The sequence below is a fragment of the Actinomycetospora endophytica genome (assembly GCF_021026375.1).
In the GTDB taxonomy this organism is placed as follows: Bacteria; Actinomycetota; Actinomycetes; order Mycobacteriales; family Pseudonocardiaceae; genus Actinomycetospora; species Actinomycetospora endophytica.
This window is the reverse complement of the sequence record NZ_JAJNDB010000006.1, coordinates 295,514-316,836: the sequence shown is the minus strand read 5'-3', so window position 1 is coordinate 316,836 and position 21,323 is coordinate 295,514. Positions and strand designations below refer to the sequence as shown.

Here is a 21,323-nt window from a genome sequence, read left to right as displayed (position 1 = left end):
GCAACGGGGATGACCGTTCGTGGTCGACCGGCGCCCGCCGTGTGCGGGACGCAACAGGGAAGACCGTTCGTCGTCGACCCGCGCCCGCCGTGTGCGTCCCGCACACCGCGACCTCTATCGCTCGTCGCGGTCCTGCAGGAAGGTCCGTTCGACGGCGTTGCCCGCCAACAGCAGGGCCTCCGACCCGGCCAGCGCCGCCTCGTCGTCGTGACCCAGCAGGCGCAGGAACTCGGCACGCGCCGCGGCGAGGTAGTGGTACGACGCCAGGCGCGGCTCGGCCTCGAGCGGCCGCAACGCCTCGAGCCCCGCGGCCGGGCCGTCGGCGAACCCGACGGCCACCGCCCGGTTCAGCGCGACGACCGGGTCCGGGCGCCCGGCCAGCAGGACGTCGTAGAGCCCGACGATCTCGGCCCAGTCGGTGTCCGCGAACGTCGGTGCCTCGCAGTGCACCGCGGCGATCGCGGCGAGCAGGGCGTACCGCGACGCCGGGCGGCCCGGTCCGGACCGGAGCAGCACCTCCTTCGCCAGCGTCGTCCCCTCGGCGATCATGGGAGCGTCCCAGCGGGAGCGGTCCTGGTCGGCGAGGCGGGTGAGCGACCCGTCGGCGCCGACCCGGGTCGCCCGCCGCGCGTCGGTGAGCAGCACGAGGGCGAGCAGCCCGGCCACGGCCCCGTCGTCGGGGAAGCGGGCCCGCAGCAGCCGGGCGAGGTCGAGGGCGCGGTCGACCAGGTCGCGGCGGACGAGGTGCTCGCCGTCCGGGGCGGTGTGGCCGGTGGTGAGGACGAGGTGCACGACGGTGAGCACCGCATCCAGGCGCTCCGGCAGCTCGGCCGGGCCGGGCACCCGGTAGGGCACGCGGGCGGTGGCGATCTTCTTCTTCGCCCGGGTGATCCGGGCGGCCATCGTCGGTTCGGGGACCAGGAACGCCTTCGCGATCTGGAACGTGGTGAGCCCGCCCAGCAGCCGCAGCGTCAGGGCGACGCGCGCAGGTTCGGCGAGCGCCGGGTGGCAGCAGGTGAAGACGAGGGCGAGCAGGTCGGTCCGGTCGGGTTCCGGGTCGTCGGGCGCGGCCTCGTCGGTGACCAGCAGTGGGAGCGCGCGCGCCGCGACGTCCGCGTGCCGCACCCGGTCGAGGGCCCGGCGCCGCGCGGCCGTCGTGAGCCAGGCGCCGGGACTGCGGGGGACCCCGTCGGTCCGCCAGGCCTCCAACGCCTGCGCGTAGGCCTCCTGGACGCACTCCTCGGCGGTGTCGAGGTCGCGCGTGACGCGCACCGTCGCGGCGAGGACCGGGCCCCACTCACGACGGTGCGCGTCGGCGACGGCGTCGTCAGGTGTCACGTCACGACATCGGGATCAGCGGCCGGACCTCGATCCCGCCGAAGGCCGCGGGGACGTCCCGGGCGACGGCGAGCGCGGCGTCGAGGTCGGGCACGTCGATGAGGTAGTAGCCGCCGAGGGCCTCCTTGGTCTCGACGTACGGCCCGTCGGTCACCTCCGCGTCGGTGCCCGCGGCGTAGTCCGGCGTCGTGCCGGCGCCGCGGACCGCGGTCGCCGTGGCGCTCGGGGCGAGCTGGGCGCCCCCGCGCAGCGCGTCGCCGTGCGCGGCCTGGAACTTCAGGTGCGCGTCCATGAGGTCGTCCGGCTTGTCCGCGGCGTAGGCGGCCTCGTCGACGTAGAGCAGGATCAGGTAACCGGCCATGACGGTCTCCTCGGGTGCCGGGCCCGGCGTCTCCGGGCCCTCATCATGACGTCGCGCACCGTTCCCCGGAATCGACAACTCCTCACGTGGGAACCTCGGGGACGTGACCACGACAGCCGGGAACACGAAGGCCTACGCCGACTCGAGCGGCTCGTTCAAGCGCCGCGGGCCGCGCTTCACCGATCGCATCGTCGCCTCCCCGTCGGGCTCCGGCGAGTGGCCGGCGGAACCCGGCCGCTACCGGCTCGTCGCGTCGCTGGCCTGCCCGTGGGCGCACCGCTCGATCATCGTGCGGCGGCTCATGGGGCTCGAGGACGCGATCTCGCTGGGGATCGTCGACCCGCTGCAGGACGACCGGTCCTGGCGGTTCAGCCTCGACGACGGCGGCGTGGACCCGGTGCTGGGCTACCACTACCTCGAGGAGGCCTACCTCGCCCGCGATCCGGTGGACGGGATCGAGAACGGGGTCTCCGTCCCGGCGATCGTGGACGTCCCGTCCGGCCGGCTGGTCACCAACGACTTCCCGAACATCACGATCGACCTCGGCCGTGAGTGGTCGGCGTACCAGCGGGCCGGAGCGCCGACGCTGTACCCGGACGAGTTGCGCGACGAGATCGACGAGGTCGCCGACGGCGTCTTCCACGACGTCAACAACGGCGTCTACAAGGCGGGCTTCGCGACCTCCCAGGCCCGCTACGAGGAGGCCTACACGGCGCTGTTCGCGCGGCTCGACGCGCTCGACGAGCGGCTGCAGGACCGGCGCTACCTCGTCGGGGACCACATCACCGAGGCCGACATCCGGCTGTTCACGACGCTGGCCCGGTTCGACGCCGTCTACCACGGCCACTTCAAGGCCAACCGGCAGAAGCTCGCGGAGTTCGACGCGCTCTGGGCCTACGCCCGCGACCTCTACCAGACCCCCGGCTTCGGTGACACGGTCGACTTCGACCACATCAAGCGGCACTACTACATGGTCCAGACGACGATCAACCCGACGCAGGTCGTGCCGCTGGGCCCCGATCCGTCGGCGTGGCTGACCCGGCACCACCGCGAGGAGCTGGGCGGCTCGCCGTTCGGACCGGACGGCACCCCGCCCGCGCCGCTGCCGGGCCCGCTGCGCCCGTTGGGCCCGATCGACATGTAGGTGCCGTCGGCTCCGGGTAGCCGCCGGGCGTGGGACATCCGAAGAACGTCGCCGAGCACGTGCTGGACCGCCTCGCCGCGTGGGGTGTGCACCGCTTCTACGGCTATCCCGGGGACGGCATCGGCGGGATCTTCACCGCGCTGCCGAAGCGCGAGGACGCCGAGTTCGTCCAGGTCCGCCACGAGGAGACCGCCGCGTTCGCCGCGAGCGCCGACGTCAAGTACGGCGGCTCGCCGATCGGGTGCTGCGCGGTCACCAGCGGACCGGGCGCCATCCACGCCCTCAACGGCCTCTACGACGCCAAGCTCGACCACCAGCCCGTCGTCGCGCTGCTCGGTCACACCGCGCAGACCGCGCAGGCCGGCGGCTACTACCAGGAGGTCGACCTCCCGACGCTGTGCGCCGACGTCGGCGGCTACGTCGCCGAGGTGAAGGACCCGTCGCAGGTCCGGCACATCGTCGACCGCGCGTGCCGCACCGCCCTGGCCGACCGCACCGTCGCCGTCGTGATCCTCCCCAGCGACGTCCTCGAGCAGGGCGCCGTCCCGGAGCCGCCGGACGCGCACGGCTACTACCGGACCTCGGCCGTCCCCTCGACGACGCCGGGTGCCCCGCCCGCCGAGGCGCTGCGGGCCGCGGCCGAGGTGCTGAACGCGGGGGAGAAGGTCGCGATCCTCGCCGGCGCGGGGGCGTTCGGGGCGTCGACCGAGCTGACGGAGGTCGCCAACAAGCTCGGCGCGGGCCTGTCGACCGCGTTGCTCGGGAAGGGCGTGGTCGACGACCGCTCGCCCTGGAACACCGGCGCGATCGGCCTGCTCGGGACGACGGCGTCGTGGCACCTGATGCGCGAGTGCGACACCCTGCTGATCGTCGGCTCGACGATGCCCTACACCGAGTACTACCCGGCGCCGGGGCAGGCCCGGGCGGTGCAGATCGACGTCGACGGTTCCCGGTGCGGGATCCGCTACGACACCGAGGTCAACCTCACCGGCGACTCCGCCGCCACGCTCGCGGCGCTGCTCCCCCTGCTGGCGGAGCGCGCCGATCACCGGTGGCGCGACCACGTCGAGCGCTGGACGGCGTCGTGGCGGGACTACTCGCAGCAGCGCGCCCACGAGCACACGACGGCACTGAACCCGGAGCTCGTCGTCCGGGAGCTCTCCGACCGCCTGCCCGACGACGCCCTCGTCGCCGCCGACTGTGGTACCGCCACCTCCTGGTACGCCCGCGACCTGGCGCTGAAGCCGGGCCAGCGGGGCTCGCTGTCGGGGACGTTGCTGTCCATGGGCGGCGCGATGCCCTACGCGCTGGCGGCGAAGACCGCGCACCCGTCGCGACCCGTCGTCGCGCTCGTCGGGGACGGCGCGATGCAGATGAACGGCGTCAACGAGCTGATCACCGTGGCGCGGTACTGGCAGTCCTGGGCCGACCCGCGGCTCGTCGTGCTGGTGCTCTCCAACGACGACCTCTCCTACGTCTCGTGGGAGACGCGCGGGATGCTCGGGGAGCCGCCCGACCCGCAGTCGCAGGCGGTGCCGGACGTGCCCTACGCGCAGTGGGCGAAGCTCCTCGGGCTGGACGGGACCGAGCTGCGGGACCGCTCGGCCATCGGGTCGGTGTGGGACCGGGCGCTGGCGGCCGACCGGCCGTTCGTCATCGACGCGAAGGTCGACAAGGACATCCCGCTGGTGCCGCCGCACGTGACGCTGCAGCAGGCGCTGAACACCGCGCGCTCGCAGGCCGCCGGGGACCCGGACGCCCTGTCGATCATCGCGAACGGCGTCCGGGAGACCGTCGGCGCGAAGGCGCGGTCGCTGCTCGGCCTGGCCCCGAAGGAGTAGCCGGCTGCTCACGGGCGCGGGGCACACCGCTCGACGACGGTGCGGGCGGCCAGGTCGCCGAGCCGCTGGTGCTCCCGCGTCCCGCGCATCGCGACCAGCGCGACGAGACCGAGCAGCATGAGGTCGACGTAGATCAGCGCGCCCCGCAGGATCATGCGCCAGAACCCGACCCGTCCCCGGCCGTCGGCGGCCCGCACCCGCATCCGCAGCACCGCCATGCCCACCGTCCGTCCGCAGAGGGCCGGCACGATGATCATGAGCACGACGAACAGCGTCGGGATCAGCCAGTTCTGCCAGGTCGGATAGGGCAGGGGCGCGAGGCGGCCGAGCACGCCCCCGTGCTCGAGCGCCCACACGCCCAGGGAGAGCACGCCCCAGCCCACGAGGTCGAGGACGAAGCCCGCCAGGCGTCGGCGCAGTGAGGCGATCGGGGCGGGGGCGGCGGTCGGGATCGCGGTGGTGATCGTCATGGCGGAGACCCTGCCCGGCGCACGACCGGGTGCCATCGGCCCGCGGACCGATCTCCGTCTCCACCCACGGGAGGAGATCCACGATCATGGACCGGTGAGCGAGGACCGGTGGCCGGCCGAGCGGGCCGTGGCGGCGCTGCGGGCCCGGCCCGTGGTGGCCGACGCGCTGCTGGCCGCCGTGGTCGCGCTCGTCGGCGTCGTGGTCGCCGGGCGGGGCCACAGCCCCGAGCACTTCTGGAACGGCTCGACGGTGGCGGGGGTCGCCGCGTCCGTCCCGCCGGCGGCTCGGCGGCGGTGGCCGTTCGCCGCGGCGCTGGCGGTCGCCGTGGTCGGGCTGGTCGGCGGGTTCACCGTCGGGGTGATCGGGGCCGCGCCGGCGATCCTCGTCGCCGCGTACTCGGTGGTCGTCCACGGGCCGCGCTGGGCCGGGCCCGCGATGGCCGGGGTGATGCTGCTCGGCTCGGTCGTACCGGTCGTCGGGGCCGGGTTCCGCGGGCCGGTGGTCGGGGTGGCCGCGGTCGTCGCCGTGCTGGCCGCGGCCTGTGTGTGGCTGGTCGCGGCGCTGCGCCGGGCCGTACTGGGCACCCGGCGCCAGGAGGTGCGTCTCGGGGTGCTGGCCGAGCGGTCGCGGCTCTCGGCGGAGGTCCACGACGTCGTCGCGCACTCGCTGACCGGCATCGTCGTCCAGGCCGACGGCGGGCGCCTGGTCGCCCCGCGCGATCCGGAGCGGGCCGCGGTCGTTCTCGAGGGCATCGCCGAGACCGGACGCGCCGCGCTGGACGAGGTCCGGGGGCTGCTCGCCGTGCTGGCCGAACCGGAGGGTGGTCCCGCCGACGGCCCGGGCCCCGCCGACGTCCCCACCCTCGTCGAGCGCGAGCGCGCCGCCGGCCGGCCGGTCACGTGCGAGACCCGCGGCTCCCCGGGCCCGGTCGCCCCGTCTGCCGGGCTGGCCGCCTACCGCGTGGTGCAGGAAGGTCTCACCAACGTCGTCAAGCACGCCGGACCCGCCGTCGGTACCCTCGTCGTCCTGAGCTGGGAACTCGACCGGCTGGTCGTCGAGGTCCGCGACGACGGCGGATACGTGCCCGCGCGGGTGCCCGCGGGCGGCCGCGGGCTGACCGGGCTGCGCGACCGGGTGTCGCGGGCCGGCGGCGAGCTGGAGGCCGGGCCACGTCCCGACGGCGGGTTCGCCCTGACCGCCCGACTGCCGCGGACACCGTCGTGAACCCGGACGGCGCGGCCCGGGTGATGCTCGTCGACGACCAGGAGATCGTGCGGTCCGGCTTCGCCATGGTGCTGGAGTCCGCCGGGGACCTGCAGGTGGTCGCGCAGGCCGGCGACGGCACCGAGGCACTCGCGCTGCTCGGGACGACCGCGGTCGACGTCGTGCTTATGGACGTCCGCATGCCGGGCCTCGACGGCATCGAGACCACCCGGCGGGCCGTGGCGGCGCATCCCGAGGTCCGGGTCGTCGTGCTGACCACGTTCGACCTCGACGAGGCCGTCGTCTCCGCGATCGGAGCGGGGGCCGCCGGATTCCTGCTCAAGGACGTCCGGCCCGAGGCGCTGATCGACGCCGTGCGGGCGGTGCACCGGGGCGACGCCGTCGTCGACCCCGCCTCGACCCGCCGGCTGCTCCGGCACGCCGCGCCCCTGCTCGGAGCCGGTGACGCGTCGCCCTCCGGTGACGTGCTCGCCGGGCTCACCCCGCGGGAGCGCGAGGTGCTGACGCTGATGGGCCGGGGTCTGACGAACGCCGAGATCGCGGCCGAGCACGTGGTGAGCGAGGCGACGGTGAAGACCCACGTCGGTCACGTGCTGGCCAAGACCGGGTGCCGCGACCGGGTCCAGGCGGTCGTGCTCGCCTTCCGGTCGGGTCTGGTGCGGTGAGCCCGGCCTCGCGGGCCGGTCGACGGGGTCCCTACGGTGGAGGCATGGCTGTCACCGTGGAGAACGCCGAGGACCTGACCCGCTCGCCGGGCGCGTCGGTCACCCCCGACACGCTGCCGAGCGACCTGGACATCACCGACCTCGTCGTCGGGAGCGGCAAGGAAGCGGCCGTCCGCGACACCGTGCAGGTGCAGTACCAGGGGATCCGGGTCGCCGACAGCGGCGAATTCGACTCGTCCTGGGGCCGCGGCGGGACGCCCGTCGAGTTCCCGCTCGGCCAGGTGATCGACGGCTTCAAGCTGGGGATCTCGGGCATGCGCGAGGGCGGGCGCCGGATCCTCGTGGTGCCGCCGCACCAGGGCTACGGCCCGCAGGGCGCGGGCGGCGTCATCCCGCCGAACGCCCACCTGGTGTTCGTCGTGGACCTCGTCAAGGTCAATTAGGCCTTCGGCCTCGTGCGTGCGTTTCCGTGTCTGAGCACGGAAACGCACGCACAGGGGCGCGTCAGCGGCCGAACGTCGCCGGCTGGCCCGTCGCCTCGAGCACCGACATCCACAGGTCCCCGTCCGGGTCGACCTGGTTGCGGTGGCCGGTGATGAGCGCCATCGGCACGTGCACGAAGCGCCGCCGCCAGCGCACGACGACGGTCTGGGTCCGGCCCGCCATCGCCGCGTGCACGGCCGCGTGGGCCAGGCGCACGCAGTAGACGCTGTCGTAGGCGTTCGCGGCCACCGACCGGATCGCGTACGACGGGTCGAGGTAGCGCACCGTCGGCGCGAGCCCGACCTCGGTGAGCCGGTCGGTGATCCGGTCCTTGAGGAACAGCCCGATGTCGCCGAGCTTGTCGTTGCCGGAGGCGTCCTTCGCCCCGTCGCACTCCAGCAGGTCCTGGCCCGCGCCCTCGGCGACCACGATGACCACCTGGCCGTGCTCGCGCAGCCGGTTCTCCACCCGGCAGAGCAGTCCGTCGTCGCCGTCGAGGCCGAACGGCACCTCGGGGATCAGGACGAAGTTGGCCTCGTTCACCGAGAGCGCCGCGTAGCAGGCGATGAAGCCGGAGTGCCGGCCCATGAGCTTGACGATCCCGACGCCGTGCTCGGCGGCCTGGGACTCGATGAACACCGACGCGATGAAGTCGGTGGCCCGCGCGAACGCCGTCTGGAACCCGAAGCTCTGGTCGGTGTAGGGGAGGTCGTTGTCGATCGTCTTCGGGACCCCGACGACGCTGATGTCCAGCTCGCGCTCGTCGACCCGCTCCACGAGCCGCATCGCGCCCCGCATCGAGCCGTCGCCGCCGATGACGAACAGGACGTCGACCTCGTGGATGAGCAGCGAGTCGACCATCTCGTCCGGGTCCTGGGCGCCGCGGGAGCTGCCCAGGATCGTGCCGCCGTCGTTGTTGATGTCCCGGACGGCGTCGAGGGTCAGGTCGGTCACCGAGTTCCGGGCGTCCTTCGCCAGGCCCTTGAACCCGTTGCGGAACCCGACGATGCGCTTGACGCGGTAGTGCTCGGTGAGCTCCTGCACGATGCCGCGGATGACGTCGTTGAGCCCGGGGCACAGTCCGCCGCAGGTGACGATCCCGACGGTGGTCTCGGCCGGGTCGAAGTAGATCTTCTTGCGCGGGCCGGCCGCCTCGAAGCTCGGTACCTGGTCGATCGGGACGCCGTGCGAGAGCAGCACCGAGACGGTGTCGTCGACGAGCACGCGGTCGTCCTCGGCGACGTAGTGCGGCGAGGTGCGCTTCGTGGAGAGCATCTCGGCGAACGGCGAGTCGTACTCGCACGCACCGAGGGAGCGGACCCGGAGGTCGTCGAGCGCCAGCGACATGGGGGAGGTCCGTCCGTGTCCGGGGTGGGCAGGTTCTGTATCGATCCGGAACCAGGGTAACCGGCACTCCGACGGGCCGAGTTCCCACGCTAGACGAGCGGTGTGACCGTCGTTGCCCCTAGAGTGCGCGCTCACTCGTGGTACCGACGGGTACCGCACTGCGGAGACGAGGAGGCCGAACGTGGCGGAGAAGGCGCCCGACGTGGTGGTCAGCGAGGTCGTGGACGCGCCCCCGGCGGCGGTCTGGGAACTGGTCGGTGACCCCTCCCGCATCGGCGAGATCTCGCCCGAGACCTACTCGATCCGCTGGCTCGGCGGCGCGGACGGGCCGAGGCCGGGAGCGCGCTTCATCGGATGGAACCGCAAGGGCATCCTGCGCTGGCCGACGACGAGCACGATCGCCGAGTACGAGCCCCAGCGGACGATCAGCTGGGACGTCGACGTCGTCGGGCAGAGCGTCGCGCGCTGGAGCTTCACGCTCGAGTCGGAGGGCGCGGGCACCAAGGTGACCCAGCGCTGGCAGGACAAGCGCACCCCGATCGCCGCGCTCGTCGGGAAGGGCCGCACCAGCGACAGCCCGTCGCACAACAAGGCCGGGATGGAGCACACGCTCGCGACGGTGAAGCGCACCGTGGAGGGCTGAGCGCGGCTGTCGGACTCCCCGGCTAGCGTGGCGGGCGTGCGAGTGGCGACCTGGAACGTGAACTCCGCGAAGGCCCGCGAGCCGCGCCTGCTCGGCTGGCTCGACGAGCGCGCGCCCGATGTCGTGTGCCTGCAGGAGACCAAGCTCTCCGACGAGGCGTTCGACGAGACCTTCGGGGCGCCGCTCGCCGAGCGCGGCTACGCCGTGGCCCATCACGGCGAGGGGCGCTGGAACGGCGTCGCGCTGCTCTCGCGGGTCGGCCTCGACGACGTCGTGGTGGGCCTGGCCGGCGGCCCCGGCTACCCGCACCAGGAGGCGCGCTCGGTCACCGCGACCTGCGGCGGCATGCGCGTGACCTCGGTGTACGTGCCCAACGGGCGGGACCCGCAGGATCCGCACTACGCCTACAAGCTGGAGTGGCTGGCCGCGCTGCGCGACGCCGTGGAGGCGGGCGACCCGTCGACGACGATCGTGGCGGGCGACTTCAACATCGCCCCCACCGACGCCGACGTCTACTCCGTCGAGGCGTTCGCGGAGTCCACCCACGTGACGCTGCCCGAGCGTGACGCGCTCGCCGCGCTGCAGAAGACCGGCCTGCACGACGTGGTGCGCGAGCGCTGGCCCTCGGAGAAGGTCTTCAGCTACTGGGACTACCGCGGCGGCGCCTTCCACCAGGACCGCGGCATGCGCATCGACCTGATCCTGGCCGGTGCGCCGATCGCCGAGCGCCGCGCCGCGACCTGGATCGACCGGCAGGCCCGTAAGGGCACCGGCCCGTCCGACCACGCCCCGGTGATGCTCGACCTCGACGAGGCTCCCGACGGCGACCTCGGTCCGGTCGTGCCGCCCCCGTCGCTCGGGGCGAAGAAGGGCGGGTCACGGAAGAAGAGCTGACCCGGCGGTCGTCGGGAGCAGCCCGAGGCGTCCCGCCCGGACGACCGCGGACACCCGGTCACGCACGCCGAGCTTGGCGTACGCGCGCTCGAGATGCTTGTGGACGGTGCGCGGGCTGATCCCGAGGCGCCGGGCCACGGCGTCGGCGGTCAGGCCCTCGGCCACCGCCACCAGGGCGGCGGTCTCGCGCGGGGTCAGCCCGACATCGGCCGCGAGGTCACCGGGCACCTCACGCGTCGCGGCGATCTGGCCGGCGAGGCCCCGCAGCAGGCCCTGGAGCCGCCGCGCGAACCGCACGTCCTCGGGTGCGAACGGCTCGCTGCGGCCGATGACGTAGCTGTGGTGGTGACCCGGCGCGTGCACGAGCGGCACGGCGATCTGCCGGTCCACGGCCTGGGCGCGGGCCTGCTCGCGCCAGTCCCCGCAGCCGTGCCGGTCGATGAGCACCGGGACGTCGTCGAGGTCGTGGGCGCGGTCGTCCCCGGTCGCGAGATAGTACGCCAGGAGCGGATGCTCGACGGCCGCACGGGTCCGGGCGAACCGGTTCGCCTCCTCCCACCGGTCGGCGGGTTCGTGCGGGCCGTGCACGGTCTGCGTGACGTGCGGCCCGCGGCGGACGTGGACGGCGGTCGCGGTGGCCTCGAAGCTGGCGGTCAGCGCGTCGGCGACGACCGCGTCCGGAAGATGGTCGAGTGGGCTCGCGCAGAGCGAGGCGACCAGGTCGAGCCAGAACTCCGCGCGCTGACCCCCCGGTGCCCCCGGCGCGAGAAGCGGGGCAGCCATGGGTCGAGTGTGACGCCGTGTAGCGCGTGGGGTGCGTGTGACGACCCGTCTGCCAGCCCCTGTCCCTCGAAGCGTCCAGTAAGCCGTCGCGCCGTCCGACCGTCACGGCCGAGCGGGCGACCGCCGTCCGGACCATCAGATTGCGCGAGTGGGTCGCCGTCGAACGAACCAGCGGTCTGCGGACTCCGGGATGGCCACGTGTTCTGGTGCGACCGAGTCACCGTGACTCGGTCGGGCCGTCGCGGTTCCGCCTGCGGAGGTCGGGTTGCGGATCGCGACGCCGCGGACGTTGCCTGCAGGGGGAAATGCTCTGGTGTGACCGAGTCACGGTGACTCGGTTGCCGGGCGCCCGGCTGCGGACCGCGATGATCGGAGTTTCGCGCGAACGGCCTCCGCGCTCCGTCGGAGACGCCCAGAGTGGTCCGGTGACCGAGGCGGACCACAAGCAGGAACGCGAGGCGGAGATCGTCGCCGCCACCGACGAACTGACCGACCTGCTGGTCGATCATCTCCTCCCGGTCGTCCAGCGCTACCGGGAGTCGGTGGCGGCCCGGCTCGATCTCGGGCTCCCGGAACTACACACCCTGGACCTGTTGCGACGGCTGGGTTCGTTGTCGAGCGGAGCCATCGGTGAGCGTGTCGGCCTCACCCGGAGCACCACGTCCAAGATGCTCCGCCGGCTCGAGGCGGCCGGGCACGTCGTGCGCGAGCCCGACGTGGCGCACCGGCAGGGGTGGCCGGTCAGTCTCGTCCCGCACGAGGAGCGCGACCTGGACCTCGCCGCCTTCCGTCGGCGGATCCGGTCGACCGTGCGCTCCGCGGTGACCACCTACGGGCTGTACCGGCGCGCGAACCTGGCGGTCGCCGCGGGGCTGGTGATCCACGTGGTGCACGGTCTCCAGCTCACCGTCACCGCCGAGTCCGAGCGCACCTGGTGGCAGCGGGCGAAGGTTCGCCGGCGGCGGGCACGGGAGGCGGCCGGCCTGCACTGAGATCCCTCAGACCCCTCAGACCCCTCAGACCACGGAGAACGGCCCCACGTGGGTCACCTGCACGACCGCGGAGCCGATCTCGTCGGAGGCGTCGAGGTCGACGGTGGCCGTGATCCCCCAGTCGTGGTCGTTCTCGGGGTCGTCGAACACCTGGCGGACCTCCCACGTCCGCCCCTTGTCGTCCACCCGGAACAGCGCCGGACCGCGGGCGTCGGGGCCGGCGCCGAGGGTCGGGTAATCGGCGAAGTAGCGCTCCATCGCGTCGGCCCACTCGTCGGTGGAGGGCCCGTCGTCGCCGGAGAGCTCGGCGAGATCGGCGGGCCAGCGGCGCTCGAAGAGCTCCACGCGACGGAACATCTCGTTGCGCACGAGCACGCGGAACGCCCGCGCGTTGCGGGTGACCGGCGGCGGGCCCTGGTCGATCGGCGCCGCGTCCGCGCCCGCCGCGTCGAGCTCGGAGGGGTTGGTCAGCGTCTCCCACTCGTCGAGCAGCGAGGAGTCGGTCTGGCGGACGAGCTCGCCGAGCCAGGCGATGACGTCCTCGAGGTCCTCGGTGCGGGACACGTCCGGGATCGTCTGGCGCAGCGCGCGGTAGGCGTCGGTCAGGTAGCGCAGGACGAGGCCCTCGGAGCGGGCGATCTTGTAGTGCGAGACGAACTCGGTGAAGTTCATGGCCCGCTCGTAGAGGTCCCGCACGACGGACTTGCAGGAGAGCTCGACGTCGCCGACCCACGGGTGGCCCTTGCGGTAGGACTCGAACGCCGGCTCCAGCAGCTCCAGCAGCGGCTTCGGCCAGGTGATCTCCTCGAGGCGTTCCATCCGCTCCTCGTACTCGAGCCCCTCGGCCTTCATCGCGCCGACCGCCTCGCCGCGGGCCGAGTTCTCCTGGGCGCGCAGCACCTGCTTCGGGTCGTCGAGGGTCGACTCGACCACGCTCACCATGTCCAGGGCGTAGGTCGGCGACTCCGGGTCGAGGAGGTCGAACGCGGCGAGCGCGAACGGGGAGAGCGGCTGGTTGAGCGCGAAGTCGACCTGCAGGTCGTCGACGAGCCGGACGGTGCGCCCGGCGTCGTCGGGAACCTCCAGCCGCTCGACGACGTCGGCCTCCAGCAGCCCGCGGAACTGCTGCACGGCCCGCAGGATGAGCCAGCGCTGCGTGGGCCGGTCGGAGTGGTTGTCCTCGAGCAGGTGGCGCATGGCCGGGAAGTACGGGCCGGGGCGCTGCGCGACCTGCAGCAACATCGCCGTCGTCACCCGCATCTGGCTGGTCAGCTGCTCGGGCTGGGCCTCGACGAGCTTCTCCATGGTGCGCTCCGACCAGGAGACGAACCCGTCCGGCGGCTTCACCCGCACCACGCGCCGCTGCTTCTTGACGTCGTCGCCGGCCTTCGCGAGACGCTTCGCGTTCTCCACCTCGTGCTCGGGGGCCTGCACGACGACGTAGCCCGCGACGTCGTACCCGGCGCGGCCCGCTCGGCCCGCGACCTGGTGGAACTCCCGCGCCCGCAGGTGGCGCACGCGCTGGCCGTCGAACTTCGTCAGTGCCGTGAACAGCACCGTCCGGATCGGGATGTTGATCCCGACGCCGAGGGTGTCGGTCCCGCAGATGAGCTTGAGCAGGCCGGCCTGGGCGAGGGTCTCCACGAGCCGGCGGTACTTGGGCAGCATCCCCGCGTGGTGCACGCCGATGCCGTGGCGGACCAGGCGCGAGAGCGTCCTGCCGAACCCGGCGGTGAACCGGAAGGAGCCGATCAGCTCGGCGATCTGCTCCTTCTGCTCGCGGGTCGAGACGTTGAGGCTCATCAGCGCCTGCGCCTGCTCGACGGCGGCCGCCTGCGTGGTGTGCACGATGTAGACCGGTGCCTGGTTCCCCGAGATCAGCTCGGAGATCGTCTCGTGCAGCGGTGTGGTCGACCAACGGAACGACAGCGGCACCGGGCGCTCGGTGTGCGCGACGACGGCGGTCTCGCGGCCGGTGCGCGCGGTGAGGTCTTTCTGGAAGAACGAGACGTCGCCGAGGGTCGCCGACATCAGCAGGAACTGGCACTGCGGCAGTTCGATCAGCGGCACCTGCCAGGCCCAGCCGCGGTCCGGGTCGGCGTAGAAGTGGAACTCGTCCATCACGACCTGGCCGATGTCCGCCGCCGCCCCCTCGCGCAGCGCCCAGTTCGCCAGCACCTCGGCGGTGCAGCAGATGACCGGGGCCTCGGGGTTGACCGCCGCGTCACCGGTGAGCATCCCGACGTTCGCATAGCCGAGCTGCGCGCCGAGGGAGAAGAACTTCTCGCTGACCAGCGCCTTGATCGGCGCGGTGTAGACGGTGCGCTCGCCGCGGGACATCGCCGCGACGTGGGCGCCCAGCGCGATGAGCGACTTCCCGGACCCGGTGGGGGTGGAGACGATGACGTTGGCGCCGGTGACGAGCTCGATGAGCGCCTCGGCCTGGGCGGGGTAGAGCTCCAGCCCACGCTCGGCCGCCCACGCGGAGAAGCCCTCGAACAGCTCGTCGGGGTCAGCGCCGGGGGAGGGGAGGAGGGCCGGGGTACTCATCACCGGCCATTGTCCCGGATACGCCGCCGGCTCAGGCGGACGCGGGGCTCACCGCCGGCGCACGGTCGAGTGGTCGCTGCCTCGTGCGCGGTCCGAAGAGGGCCACGACGACGGCGCCGACGAACCAGGTGGCGGCGATGAACACGAACACCGCCTGGTATCCCGAGCCGGTGTAGAGCGCCGCGATGATCAGTGGGCCCGCGGCGTTGGAGAGTCGTCCGACGCCGTACGAGATGCCGGTGCCCAGGGACCGGGTGCGGGTGTCGAAGAGCTCCGGGGAGTACGCGTAGGCCAGGGCCGTGTAGCCGCGCTCGACCAGGTTGACGAGGAACCCGAACACCACGATCAGCACCGGGTCGAACGTCAGGCCGTAGAGCAGGCCGAACAGACCGATCGCGGCGCCGAACACCGCGAGGCACCACTTGCGCTCGACGCGGTCGATGACGGCGGCGGCGAGCAGGCAGCCCAGCGGGGCGCCGACGGTGGTGAGCGCGACGTAGAAGATCGAGCTCTCCACGCTGAAGCCCTGCTTGGCCAGGAGCGTCGGGGCCCAGCTCGAGTAGCCGAAGAAGCCGATGGTCTGGGTGACCCACAGGACGCAGAGCAGCAGCGTCGGCATCAGCACCGGTCGCCGCAGGAGCAGCCGCCAGCGGGGCTCGTCGGCGGAGGCACCCTCGACGGCGGGTGCGGCGGGGGCCGCCGTCGGGATCTCCGGCTCGGGCAGCGGGCCGTGCTCGGCCTCGACGCGGGCCTCGATCGAGCGCAGGACCTCGTCGGCCCGCTCGGTCTCGCCGCGGTTCTCCAGCCAGCGCGGCGATTCGGCCAGGTGGCGCAGGAAGAACACGAAGCCCAGCCCGAGGGCGCCCCAGAGGAAGACCAACCGCCACGTCCAGTCGGCGACCGGGACGAGGGCGCTCGCGAGCAGGCTCGTCGCGGGCGTCCCGCAGATGCCGATGGCGATCGCGTACGCCTGGAAGCGGCCGCGCTTCGCGGCGGGGAAGAGCTCGGAGAGGTAGATGACCGCGACCACCGTCATCGCGGCGAGCCCCGCCGAGGTGAGGAAGCGGAAGACGCCGAGCGAGACGACGTCCCACGAGAACACCGAGACCAGCGAGAAGAGCCCGAAGAAGACCGTGGTCGCGGTCAGGGCCCGCTTGCGCCCGATGCGGTCGGCCAGCGCGCCCGCGACGATCGAGCCGACGAACATCCCGACGAACGACGTCGAGGTCACGTAGGCGATCTGGTTCACCGTGACGCCCCAGAGCTTGATCAGTCGCGGGGCGGTGACGGCGAAGGTGTTGATGTCGGCGAACTCGAAGAAGTAGGCGAACGACACCGCGATCAGCGTGATCCGGTGGAACCGGGAGATCGGGAGCCGGTCGAGGCGCTGCTGGGCGCTCGCGGCGGCGAGGGGTGCGCTCACGGCCGGACCTCCTCGGGCCAGTAGAGCCGCATCGGGTTGTCGACGAGCAGCCGCTGCTGCGACCCGGAGCTCGGTGCGACGTGCGGGACGTGGTCGACGAGCAGGCCGTCGTCGGGCATGTGGTCGGTGAGGTTGGGGTGGGGCCAGTCGGTGCCCCAGAGCACGCGGTCGCCGAACTCGGCGACGACCCGGCGGGCGAACGGCACGACGTCGCGGTAGGCGTCGCGCTCGCCGTCGCGCGCCGGCGGCCCGGACACGGAGAGCCGCTCCGGGCAGCTGACCTTGACCCAGACGTCGTGGCGGTCGACGAAGCGCAGGAAGTGCGAGAACGCGGTGCCGTGGACATCGCGGGTGACGTCGGGCCGGCCCATGTGGTCGACGACCAGCGGTACCGGCAGGCCGCCGAGGACGCCCTCGAGCTCGTCGAGCGACTCGGCCTCGAAGTAGACGACGGCGTGCCAGCCGAACGGGGCGATCTTCGCGGCGATCACGGCGAGGTCGTCGGCCGGGGCGGCGTCGACCAGGCGTTTGAGGAAGTTGAAGCGCACCCCGCGGACGCCCGACTCGTGCAGCGTGGCCAGCTCGGCGTCGGTGACGTCGGGGCGGACGGTGGCGATCCCGCGGGCGCGGTCGCCGGCGGCGCGGACGGCGTCGACCATCGCCCGGTTGTCGGCGCCGTGGCAGGTCGCCTGGACGATCACGGAGCGGCTGACCCCGAGGTGGTCGCGCAGGGCGAAGAGCTCGTCGCGCCCGGCGTCGGTGGGGGTGTACTTGCGCTCCGGCGCGTAAGGGAAGACGGCGCCCGGTCCGAAGACGTGGCAGTGCGCGTCCACGGTGCCGGGCGGCAACCGGAACGTCGGCGACGACGGGTGGCGGTCGTGATCCAGCCACCCCGGGGTCGGGGTGAAGCTCGGAGAGCCCACGGTGGTCCTCCCGGTCTGTGACGGCCCGCTCACTCTCCACGCCCGCCACAATCGGCGCAAGTATTGTTCACAATCTTGGATCAGATACTGGTGGCTGGCAGTCTGGGTGACGGGGACGCGTACTGTCCGTCCCGTTCGGACGAGGGGGTGGCGATGAGCGTGGTGACCTCAGCCGCGGGCGGGACCGAGGACGTCGTCGACCTCGTGCGCACCGCCATCCACGAGGGCGAGTTCGCCCCCAACCAGCGACTCGTCGAGGCGGACCTCTCGGTGCAGTTCGGGGCCAGCCGCGCCGCGGTGCGCACCGCGCTGGTCCAGCTCGCCGCGGAGGGGCTGGTCGAGCGGGTCCAGAACCGCGGCGCCCGGGTGCGCGCGGTCTCGCTGGGCGAGGCGATCGAGATCTCCGAGGTGCGCATGGTCGTCGAGGGCCTGTGCGCCGCCAAGGCCGCCGAGCGCGCGACCGACGAGGACCTCGAGGCGCTGCGCCAGATCGGCGACGACATGCGCGGCGCTGTGGAGCGCGGCGACGTCTTCGCGTACTCCGACCTCAACCGCCGGCTGCACACCGCGGTACGGGCGGCCGCCGGCCAGCAGGTGGCCGAAGGCGTGCTCGAGCGGCTGCGCGGGCAGAACGTGCGCCACCAGTTCCGGCTCGCGCTGCTGCCGGGCCGGGCGTCGGTGTCGCTGCCCCAGCACCTCGAGATCATCGAGGCGGTCCGGGCCCGGGACGCCGCACGCGCCGAGGCCGCGATGCGCGCCCACCTCGCGAGCGTCATCGAGACGCTCCCGCAGGTGGGCACCTCGCGGCTGCCCTGACCCGGCTCTCACGGCGAGAGGTCCTCGAGCGCGCGGTTGCGGGCCCGCGGGGTGAACTGCGCGATCACCGCGGCGACGACGAGGAAGCTCGAGACGAGCACGAGCGCGGGCAGCGGCGCGAGCATCGGGACCAGCGGGGCGATGACCAGCACCCCGGCCGCCCCGCCCAGCACGCCGAGCCCGTCGACCAGGCCGAACCCGGCCGAGCGCACCCGGGTCGGGAAGCTCTCGGCGGAGAGCGCGAACGTCGGCGGCACCCACACGTTGAAGCCGAAGAACACGAGGAACGACCCGACGAACGCCCAGGCGATGCTCTGCCCGAGCACGGCGACGACGATGCCGCCGACCATCGTCATCACCGCGGCCACCGGCAACCACGCGCGCCGCTCCAGCGCCTCGGAGTACCGGGCGGAGAACAGCGCCTGCACGAGGAAGCCCAGCCCGCCGACCGCGGAGATCATCCCGGCGACGGGCGCGGTGAAGTGCAGCCCGGTGAGGATCGCGGTGGAGCCGGTGGAGTAGCCGAACACCGTCGCGTACCCGAAGAACCACATCAGGGTGAGCAGTACGAGGCGGCGCCGGTAGAGCGGGTCGGCGACGATCTCGCGCAGCGCCACCGTCGGGTCGGCCGCGGACGCGACGTCCGGCGCGGGTTCGGGATCGGCCAGCGGCCCCCGTCGTCGGGCCCGCGCCTCGAGCCCGGCGACGACCCGCTCGGCGTCGTCGTACCGGCCGTGCTGGAGCAGCCAGCGCGGCGACTCCGGCAGGGCGAGCACCGCGAGCAGCGCGGCGAGGGCGACGAGCGCGGCCAGTGCGTAGATCCAGCGCCAGCCGCTCGCGAGCGAGTCCCCGACCGCGATCGGCAGCCCCGCCGGGAACGGCGCCCCGGGGGTCGTCAGCACGACGCCGAGACCGATCCCGAGCGTGGCGCCGAGGGCGCACAGCACGAACGTCGTCGCGGTGTACGCCGCGCGGGCCCGGGCCGGCGCGACCTCGCCGATGTAGGTGTTGCCGACCGAGAGCAGCGTGCCCATCGCCACCCCGGTCACCGCCCGCGCGATCACGAAGAACGCGTAGTCGCCGCTCACGGCCGTGAGCACCGAGCCGACCAGGGCGAACACCAGCCCGACGAACATGATCGGCCGGCGGCCGCGGCGGTCGGACAGCGGCGCCACGACCAGTCCGCCGAGCATGTAGCCCAGCAGGTAGAGCACCACCGGCAGCGCGAGGAAGCCGTCCGCGCTCGCGTCGGTGCAGCCGGGGACGATCCCCGTGCAGGTCTGGATGAACGACACGTTGATGTCGAAGTTGCAGAAGAACACCACGAAGAGCGCGAGCCCGGTGATGCCCGTCGCGGCCCACGACACCGCGTGGCGCGGGAGCCGGTCCAGTCGGGCGGTGATCTCGCCGATGAGCCGACCCGGCTCCGTCGTCCCGGTCATGGCCTCTCCCCGCTTCGGTGTGCCGATCCCATGGAGCGGTGACCGTAGACACACCGACGGTTCGGCTACAAGAAGGGAGCCGAAATTGTTGACAATCGAGCGCCGCTGACGAACGCTCGGGGCGGTAGTCGATCCGCCGGCGAGGGGAGTGCCGCCCGATGAGGACGGTCGTCGTGACCGATCCGCCACGCGCGGACGTCGAGGACGCCTCGACGTTGGGGAAGTACGGGGTCGCGACGGTGCACGAGGCGCTCGGCCGCGTCGGCTACCTCGGGCCGGAGCTGCGGCCCGCGTGGCCGGGCGCGCGAGTCGGGGGGACCGCGGTCACCGCCGTGTGCTGGCCCGGCGACAACCTCATGATCCACGTGGCGGTGGAGCAGTGCCGGCCTGGCGACGTCCTGGTGGTCACCACGACCTCGCCGTCGACCGACGGGCTGTTCGGGGAGCTGTTCGCGACCTCGCTGGCGCACCGGGGTGTCCGCGGCGTCGTCCTGGGCTGCGGCGTGCGCGACGTCGCCGAGCTGCGCGAGATGGGCTTCCCCGCGTGGTCGCGGGCGGTCAGCGCGCAGGGCACGGTGAAGGCGACGCCGGGCGCGGTCAACGTGCCCGTGGTGCTCGGCGGGCAGACGGTGCACCCGGGCGACGTGGTGCTGGGTGACGACGACGGCGTCGCGGTCGTCCCGCGGGGCGACGTGCCCCACGCGCTCGCGGCGGCCGCCGCCCGCGTCGAGAAGGAGGCCGCGACCCGCGCGGCGTTCGAGCGCGGCGAGCTCGGGCTCGACCGCTACGGCCTGCGTGACCGCCTCGCCGGGCTGGGGATCGACTACGTGACCCACGACGAGTACCGGCGGGCCTCCGATGGGTGAGGGCGTCCGCACGACGATCATGCGCGGCGGGACGTCACGGGGGCTGTTCTTCGAGGCCGCCGACCTGCCGGCCGATCCGGCCGCCCGTGAGGACCTGCTGCTGCGGCTGATGGGCACTCCCGATCCGCGGCAGATCGACGGGCTGGGCGGGGCGACGTCGCTGACGAGCAAGGTCGCGGTGGTCTCATCCTCGCCGCGTGACGACGTCGACGTCGACTACCTGTTCCTGCAGCTCGGCGTCGCCGAGGCGACCGTCTCGGATGCGCAGAACTGCGGCAACATCCTGGCCGGGGTGGGGCCGTTCGCGATCGAGCGCGGCCTGGTCCCGGCCGTCGACGGCGAGACGGTGGTGCGGATCCGGATGGTCAACTCCGACAGCGTGGCCGTCGCGACGGTGCCGACGCCCGGCGGGGAGGTGGAGCTGCGCGGCGACGTCGCGATCGCCGGGGTCCCCGGGACCGCGGCCGGGATCACGCTCGCGTTCACCGATACCGAGGGGTCGACGACGGGGTCGCTGCTGCCGACCGGGCAGGTGCGCGATGTCGTGGACGGCGTCGAGGTCACCTGCGTCGACAACGGCATGCCGGTGGTTCTGGCGCAGGCCTCGTCGTTCGGGCTGACCGGCCACGAGAGCCACGAGGATCTCGCTGCCGACACCGGCCTCGCGGAGCGGATCGACGCCTTCCGGACCAAGGCCGGCGCGCTGATGGGGCTCGGTGACGTGGCACGGTCGTCGGTGCCAAAGACCGTGCTGCTGGCTCCGCCGGCCGATGGTGGCCAGGTGGCGACGCGCTCGTTCATCCCGGTCGTGCCGCACACCGCGATCGGCGTGCTGGCCGCGGTCAGCGTCGTCACCGGGATGCTGCTGCCCGGCGCCGTGGGGCACGAGCTGACGCATGACTGGCCCTCCGATTCGAGCCGCGTCGACGTCGAGCACCCGACGGGGCACTTCCTGGTCGACGTCGTCGTCGACACCTCCGCCTCCCCGCCGCGCGTCGTGCGCTCCGGGGTCGTGCGCACCGCCCGCACGCTCATGGACGGGGTCGCCTATCCCCGAGGTGCGCTGCGCGCTCATGAGCACTGATCCGTGCTCTGGCAGGGATGAGTGCTCACAAGC

20 protein-coding genes are annotated in these 21,323 nt (G+C 73.1%); 11 read left to right on the top strand and 9 right to left on the bottom strand.

Annotated features, from left to right (window positions below):
- Positions 1–114 precede the first annotated feature (114 nt).
- Both LQ327_RS25255 and LQ327_RS25250 read right to left on the bottom strand, forming a co-directional pair.
- Positions 115–1,338, bottom strand: coding sequence for an RNA polymerase sigma factor (locus tag LQ327_RS25255; protein WP_230738562.1), 1,224 nt, complete (start codon positions 1,336–1,338; stop codon positions 115–117).
- A gap of 1 nt (position 1,339) precedes the next feature.
- Positions 1,340–1,699: a YciI family protein gene (locus LQ327_RS25250; protein WP_230738561.1), complete on the bottom strand. Its 360-nt coding sequence runs from the start codon at positions 1,697–1,699 to the stop codon at positions 1,340–1,342.
- Positions 1,700–1,802: 103 nt separating this feature from the next.
- Between LQ327_RS25250 and LQ327_RS25245 the strand changes: the two genes are divergently transcribed.
- Together LQ327_RS25245 and LQ327_RS25240 are read left to right on the top strand one after the other, a co-directional pair.
- Positions 1,803–2,843 carry a glutathione S-transferase family protein gene (locus LQ327_RS25245; RefSeq protein WP_372460744.1) on the top strand — a complete coding sequence of 347 codons (1,041 nt, stop codon included), beginning with the start codon at positions 1,803–1,805 and terminating at the stop codon, positions 2,841–2,843.
- Between the two features lie 29 nt (positions 2,844–2,872).
- Entirely contained in the window at positions 2,873–4,684 is a 1,812-nt protein-coding gene (locus LQ327_RS25240) for a thiamine pyrophosphate-requiring protein (protein ID WP_230738560.1), read from the top strand.
- Between the two features lie 8 nt (positions 4,685–4,692).
- Here LQ327_RS25240 and LQ327_RS25235 read toward each other — a convergent pair whose 3' ends face one another.
- Positions 4,693–5,154: an RDD family protein gene (locus LQ327_RS25235; RefSeq protein WP_230738559.1), complete on the bottom strand. Its 462-nt coding sequence runs from the start codon at positions 5,152–5,154 to the stop codon at positions 4,693–4,695.
- A gap of 94 nt (positions 5,155–5,248) precedes the next feature.
- Between LQ327_RS25235 and LQ327_RS25230 the strand changes: the two genes are divergently transcribed.
- The 3 genes from LQ327_RS25230 to LQ327_RS25220 are packed head-to-tail and all read left to right on the top strand — an operon-like array spanning position 5,249 to position 7,487.
- Positions 5,249–6,379 (top strand): sensor histidine kinase, encoded by a 1,131-nt coding sequence (locus tag LQ327_RS25230; RefSeq protein ID WP_230738558.1) that lies wholly within the window; start codon positions 5,249–5,251, stop codon positions 6,377–6,379.
- Positions 6,380–6,402: 23 nt separating this feature from the next.
- The gene (locus LQ327_RS25225) at positions 6,403–7,044 is read left to right on the top strand and encodes a response regulator (RefSeq protein WP_230738767.1); all 642 of its coding nucleotides are present in this window, start codon (positions 6,403–6,405) and stop codon (positions 7,042–7,044) included.
- A gap of 44 nt (positions 7,045–7,088) precedes the next feature.
- Positions 7,089–7,487: an FKBP-type peptidyl-prolyl cis-trans isomerase gene (locus LQ327_RS25220; protein ID WP_230738557.1), complete on the top strand. Its 399-nt coding sequence runs from the start codon at positions 7,089–7,091 to the stop codon at positions 7,485–7,487.
- 61 nt (positions 7,488–7,548) lie between these two features.
- Here the strand turns inward: LQ327_RS25220 and LQ327_RS25215 are convergent, their stop codons facing one another.
- Complete coding sequence (locus LQ327_RS25215; protein WP_230738556.1) at positions 7,549–8,874, bottom strand: ATP-dependent 6-phosphofructokinase; 1,326 nt, start codon at positions 8,872–8,874, stop codon at positions 7,549–7,551.
- 181 nt (positions 8,875–9,055) lie between these two features.
- On the opposite strand from LQ327_RS25215, the gene LQ327_RS25210 reads away from it, so the two are divergent.
- Positions 9,056–9,517: an SRPBCC family protein gene (locus tag LQ327_RS25210; protein ID WP_230738555.1), complete on the top strand. Its 462-nt coding sequence runs from the start codon at positions 9,056–9,058 to the stop codon at positions 9,515–9,517.
- Positions 9,518–9,553: 36 nt separating this feature from the next.
- Positions 9,554–10,411 carry an exodeoxyribonuclease III gene (locus LQ327_RS25205; RefSeq protein ID WP_443611920.1) on the top strand — a complete coding sequence of 286 codons (858 nt, stop codon included), beginning with the start codon at positions 9,554–9,556 and terminating at the stop codon, positions 10,409–10,411.
- On the opposite strand, the gene LQ327_RS25200 is transcribed toward LQ327_RS25205, so the two are convergent.
- Positions 10,394–11,194 carry a helix-turn-helix transcriptional regulator gene (locus LQ327_RS25200; RefSeq protein ID WP_230738553.1) on the bottom strand — a complete coding sequence of 267 codons (801 nt, stop codon included), beginning with the start codon at positions 11,192–11,194 and terminating at the stop codon, positions 10,394–10,396. The genes LQ327_RS25205 and LQ327_RS25200 overlap by 18 nt on opposite strands.
- A gap of 425 nt (positions 11,195–11,619) precedes the next feature.
- On the opposite strand from LQ327_RS25200, the gene LQ327_RS25195 reads away from it, so the two are divergent.
- Complete coding sequence (locus LQ327_RS25195) at positions 11,620–12,186, top strand: MarR family winged helix-turn-helix transcriptional regulator (protein ID WP_230738552.1); 567 nt, start codon at positions 11,620–11,622, stop codon at positions 12,184–12,186.
- 24 nt (positions 12,187–12,210) lie between these two features.
- Here the strand turns inward: LQ327_RS25195 and LQ327_RS25190 are convergent, their stop codons facing one another.
- Genes LQ327_RS25190 through LQ327_RS25180 form a run of 3 tightly spaced genes read right to left on the bottom strand, consistent with a single transcriptional unit; the run spans position 12,211 to position 17,082 of the window.
- On the bottom strand, positions 12,211–14,736 hold the full coding sequence (locus tag LQ327_RS25190) for a DEAD/DEAH box helicase (protein ID WP_230738551.1): 2,526 nt from the start codon (positions 14,734–14,736) through the stop codon (positions 12,211–12,213).
- A 31-nt stretch (positions 14,737–14,767) separates the two neighbouring features.
- On the bottom strand, positions 14,768–16,159 hold the full coding sequence (locus LQ327_RS25185) for an MFS transporter (protein ID WP_230738550.1): 1,392 nt from the start codon (positions 16,157–16,159) through the stop codon (positions 14,768–14,770).
- On the bottom strand, positions 16,156–17,082 hold the full coding sequence (locus tag LQ327_RS25180) for an amidohydrolase family protein (protein ID WP_230738549.1): 927 nt from the start codon (positions 17,080–17,082) through the stop codon (positions 16,156–16,158). The genes LQ327_RS25185 and LQ327_RS25180 overlap by 4 nt, the downstream gene beginning before the upstream one ends.
- Before the next feature lie 153 nt (positions 17,083–17,235).
- Between LQ327_RS25180 and LQ327_RS25175 the strand changes: the two genes are divergently transcribed.
- Entirely contained in the window at positions 17,236–17,898 is a 663-nt protein-coding gene (locus tag LQ327_RS25175) for a GntR family transcriptional regulator (protein WP_230738548.1), read from the top strand.
- An 8-nt stretch (positions 17,899–17,906) separates the two neighbouring features.
- Here the strand turns inward: LQ327_RS25175 and LQ327_RS25170 are convergent, their stop codons facing one another.
- The gene (locus LQ327_RS25170) at positions 17,907–19,340 is read right to left on the bottom strand and encodes an MFS transporter (protein ID WP_230738547.1); all 1,434 of its coding nucleotides are present in this window, start codon (positions 19,338–19,340) and stop codon (positions 17,907–17,909) included.
- Positions 19,341–19,498: 158 nt separating this feature from the next.
- Here LQ327_RS25170 and LQ327_RS25165 point away from each other — a divergent pair, with 158 nt between their 5' ends.
- On the top strand, positions 19,499–20,206 hold the full coding sequence (locus LQ327_RS25165) for a 4-carboxy-4-hydroxy-2-oxoadipate aldolase/oxaloacetate decarboxylase (protein WP_230738546.1): 708 nt from the start codon (positions 19,499–19,501) through the stop codon (positions 20,204–20,206).
- Positions 20,199–21,290, top strand: coding sequence for a 4-oxalomesaconate tautomerase (locus LQ327_RS25160; RefSeq protein WP_230738545.1), 1,092 nt, complete (start codon positions 20,199–20,201; stop codon positions 21,288–21,290). Before LQ327_RS25165 ends, LQ327_RS25160 begins: the two co-directional genes overlap by 8 nt.
- Positions 21,291–21,323 lie beyond the last annotated feature (33 nt).

What these genes read in the sequence shown, in the direction of transcription:
- LQ327_RS25160 (WP_230738545.1), top strand. Translation starts at nt 20,199, where the DNA reads ATGGGTGAGGGCGTCCGCACGACGATCATGCGCGGCGGGACGTCACGG.
- LQ327_RS25235 (WP_230738559.1), bottom strand. Translation starts at nt 5,154, where the DNA reads ATGACGATCACCACCGCGATCCCGACCGCCGCCCCCGCCCCGATCGCC.
- LQ327_RS25200 (WP_230738553.1), bottom strand. Translation starts at nt 11,194, where the DNA reads ATGGCTGCCCCGCTTCTCGCGCCGGGGGCACCGGGGGGTCAGCGCGCG.
- LQ327_RS25220 (WP_230738557.1), top strand. Translation starts at nt 7,089, where the DNA reads ATGGCTGTCACCGTGGAGAACGCCGAGGACCTGACCCGCTCGCCGGGC.
- LQ327_RS25175 (WP_230738548.1), top strand. Translation starts at nt 17,236, where the DNA reads ATGAGCGTGGTGACCTCAGCCGCGGGCGGGACCGAGGACGTCGTCGAC.
- LQ327_RS25165 (WP_230738546.1), top strand. Translation starts at nt 19,499, where the DNA reads ATGAGGACGGTCGTCGTGACCGATCCGCCACGCGCGGACGTCGAGGAC.
- LQ327_RS25225 (WP_230738767.1), top strand. Translation starts at nt 6,403, where the DNA reads ATGCTCGTCGACGACCAGGAGATCGTGCGGTCCGGCTTCGCCATGGTG.
- LQ327_RS25215 (WP_230738556.1), bottom strand. Translation starts at nt 8,874, where the DNA reads ATGTCGCTGGCGCTCGACGACCTCCGGGTCCGCTCCCTCGGTGCGTGC.
- LQ327_RS25170 (WP_230738547.1), bottom strand. Translation starts at nt 19,340, where the DNA reads ATGACCGGGACGACGGAGCCGGGTCGGCTCATCGGCGAGATCACCGCC.
- LQ327_RS25250 (WP_230738561.1), bottom strand. Translation starts at nt 1,699, where the DNA reads ATGGCCGGTTACCTGATCCTGCTCTACGTCGACGAGGCCGCCTACGCC.
- LQ327_RS25190 (WP_230738551.1), bottom strand. Translation starts at nt 14,736, where the DNA reads ATGAGTACCCCGGCCCTCCTCCCCTCCCCCGGCGCTGACCCCGACGAG.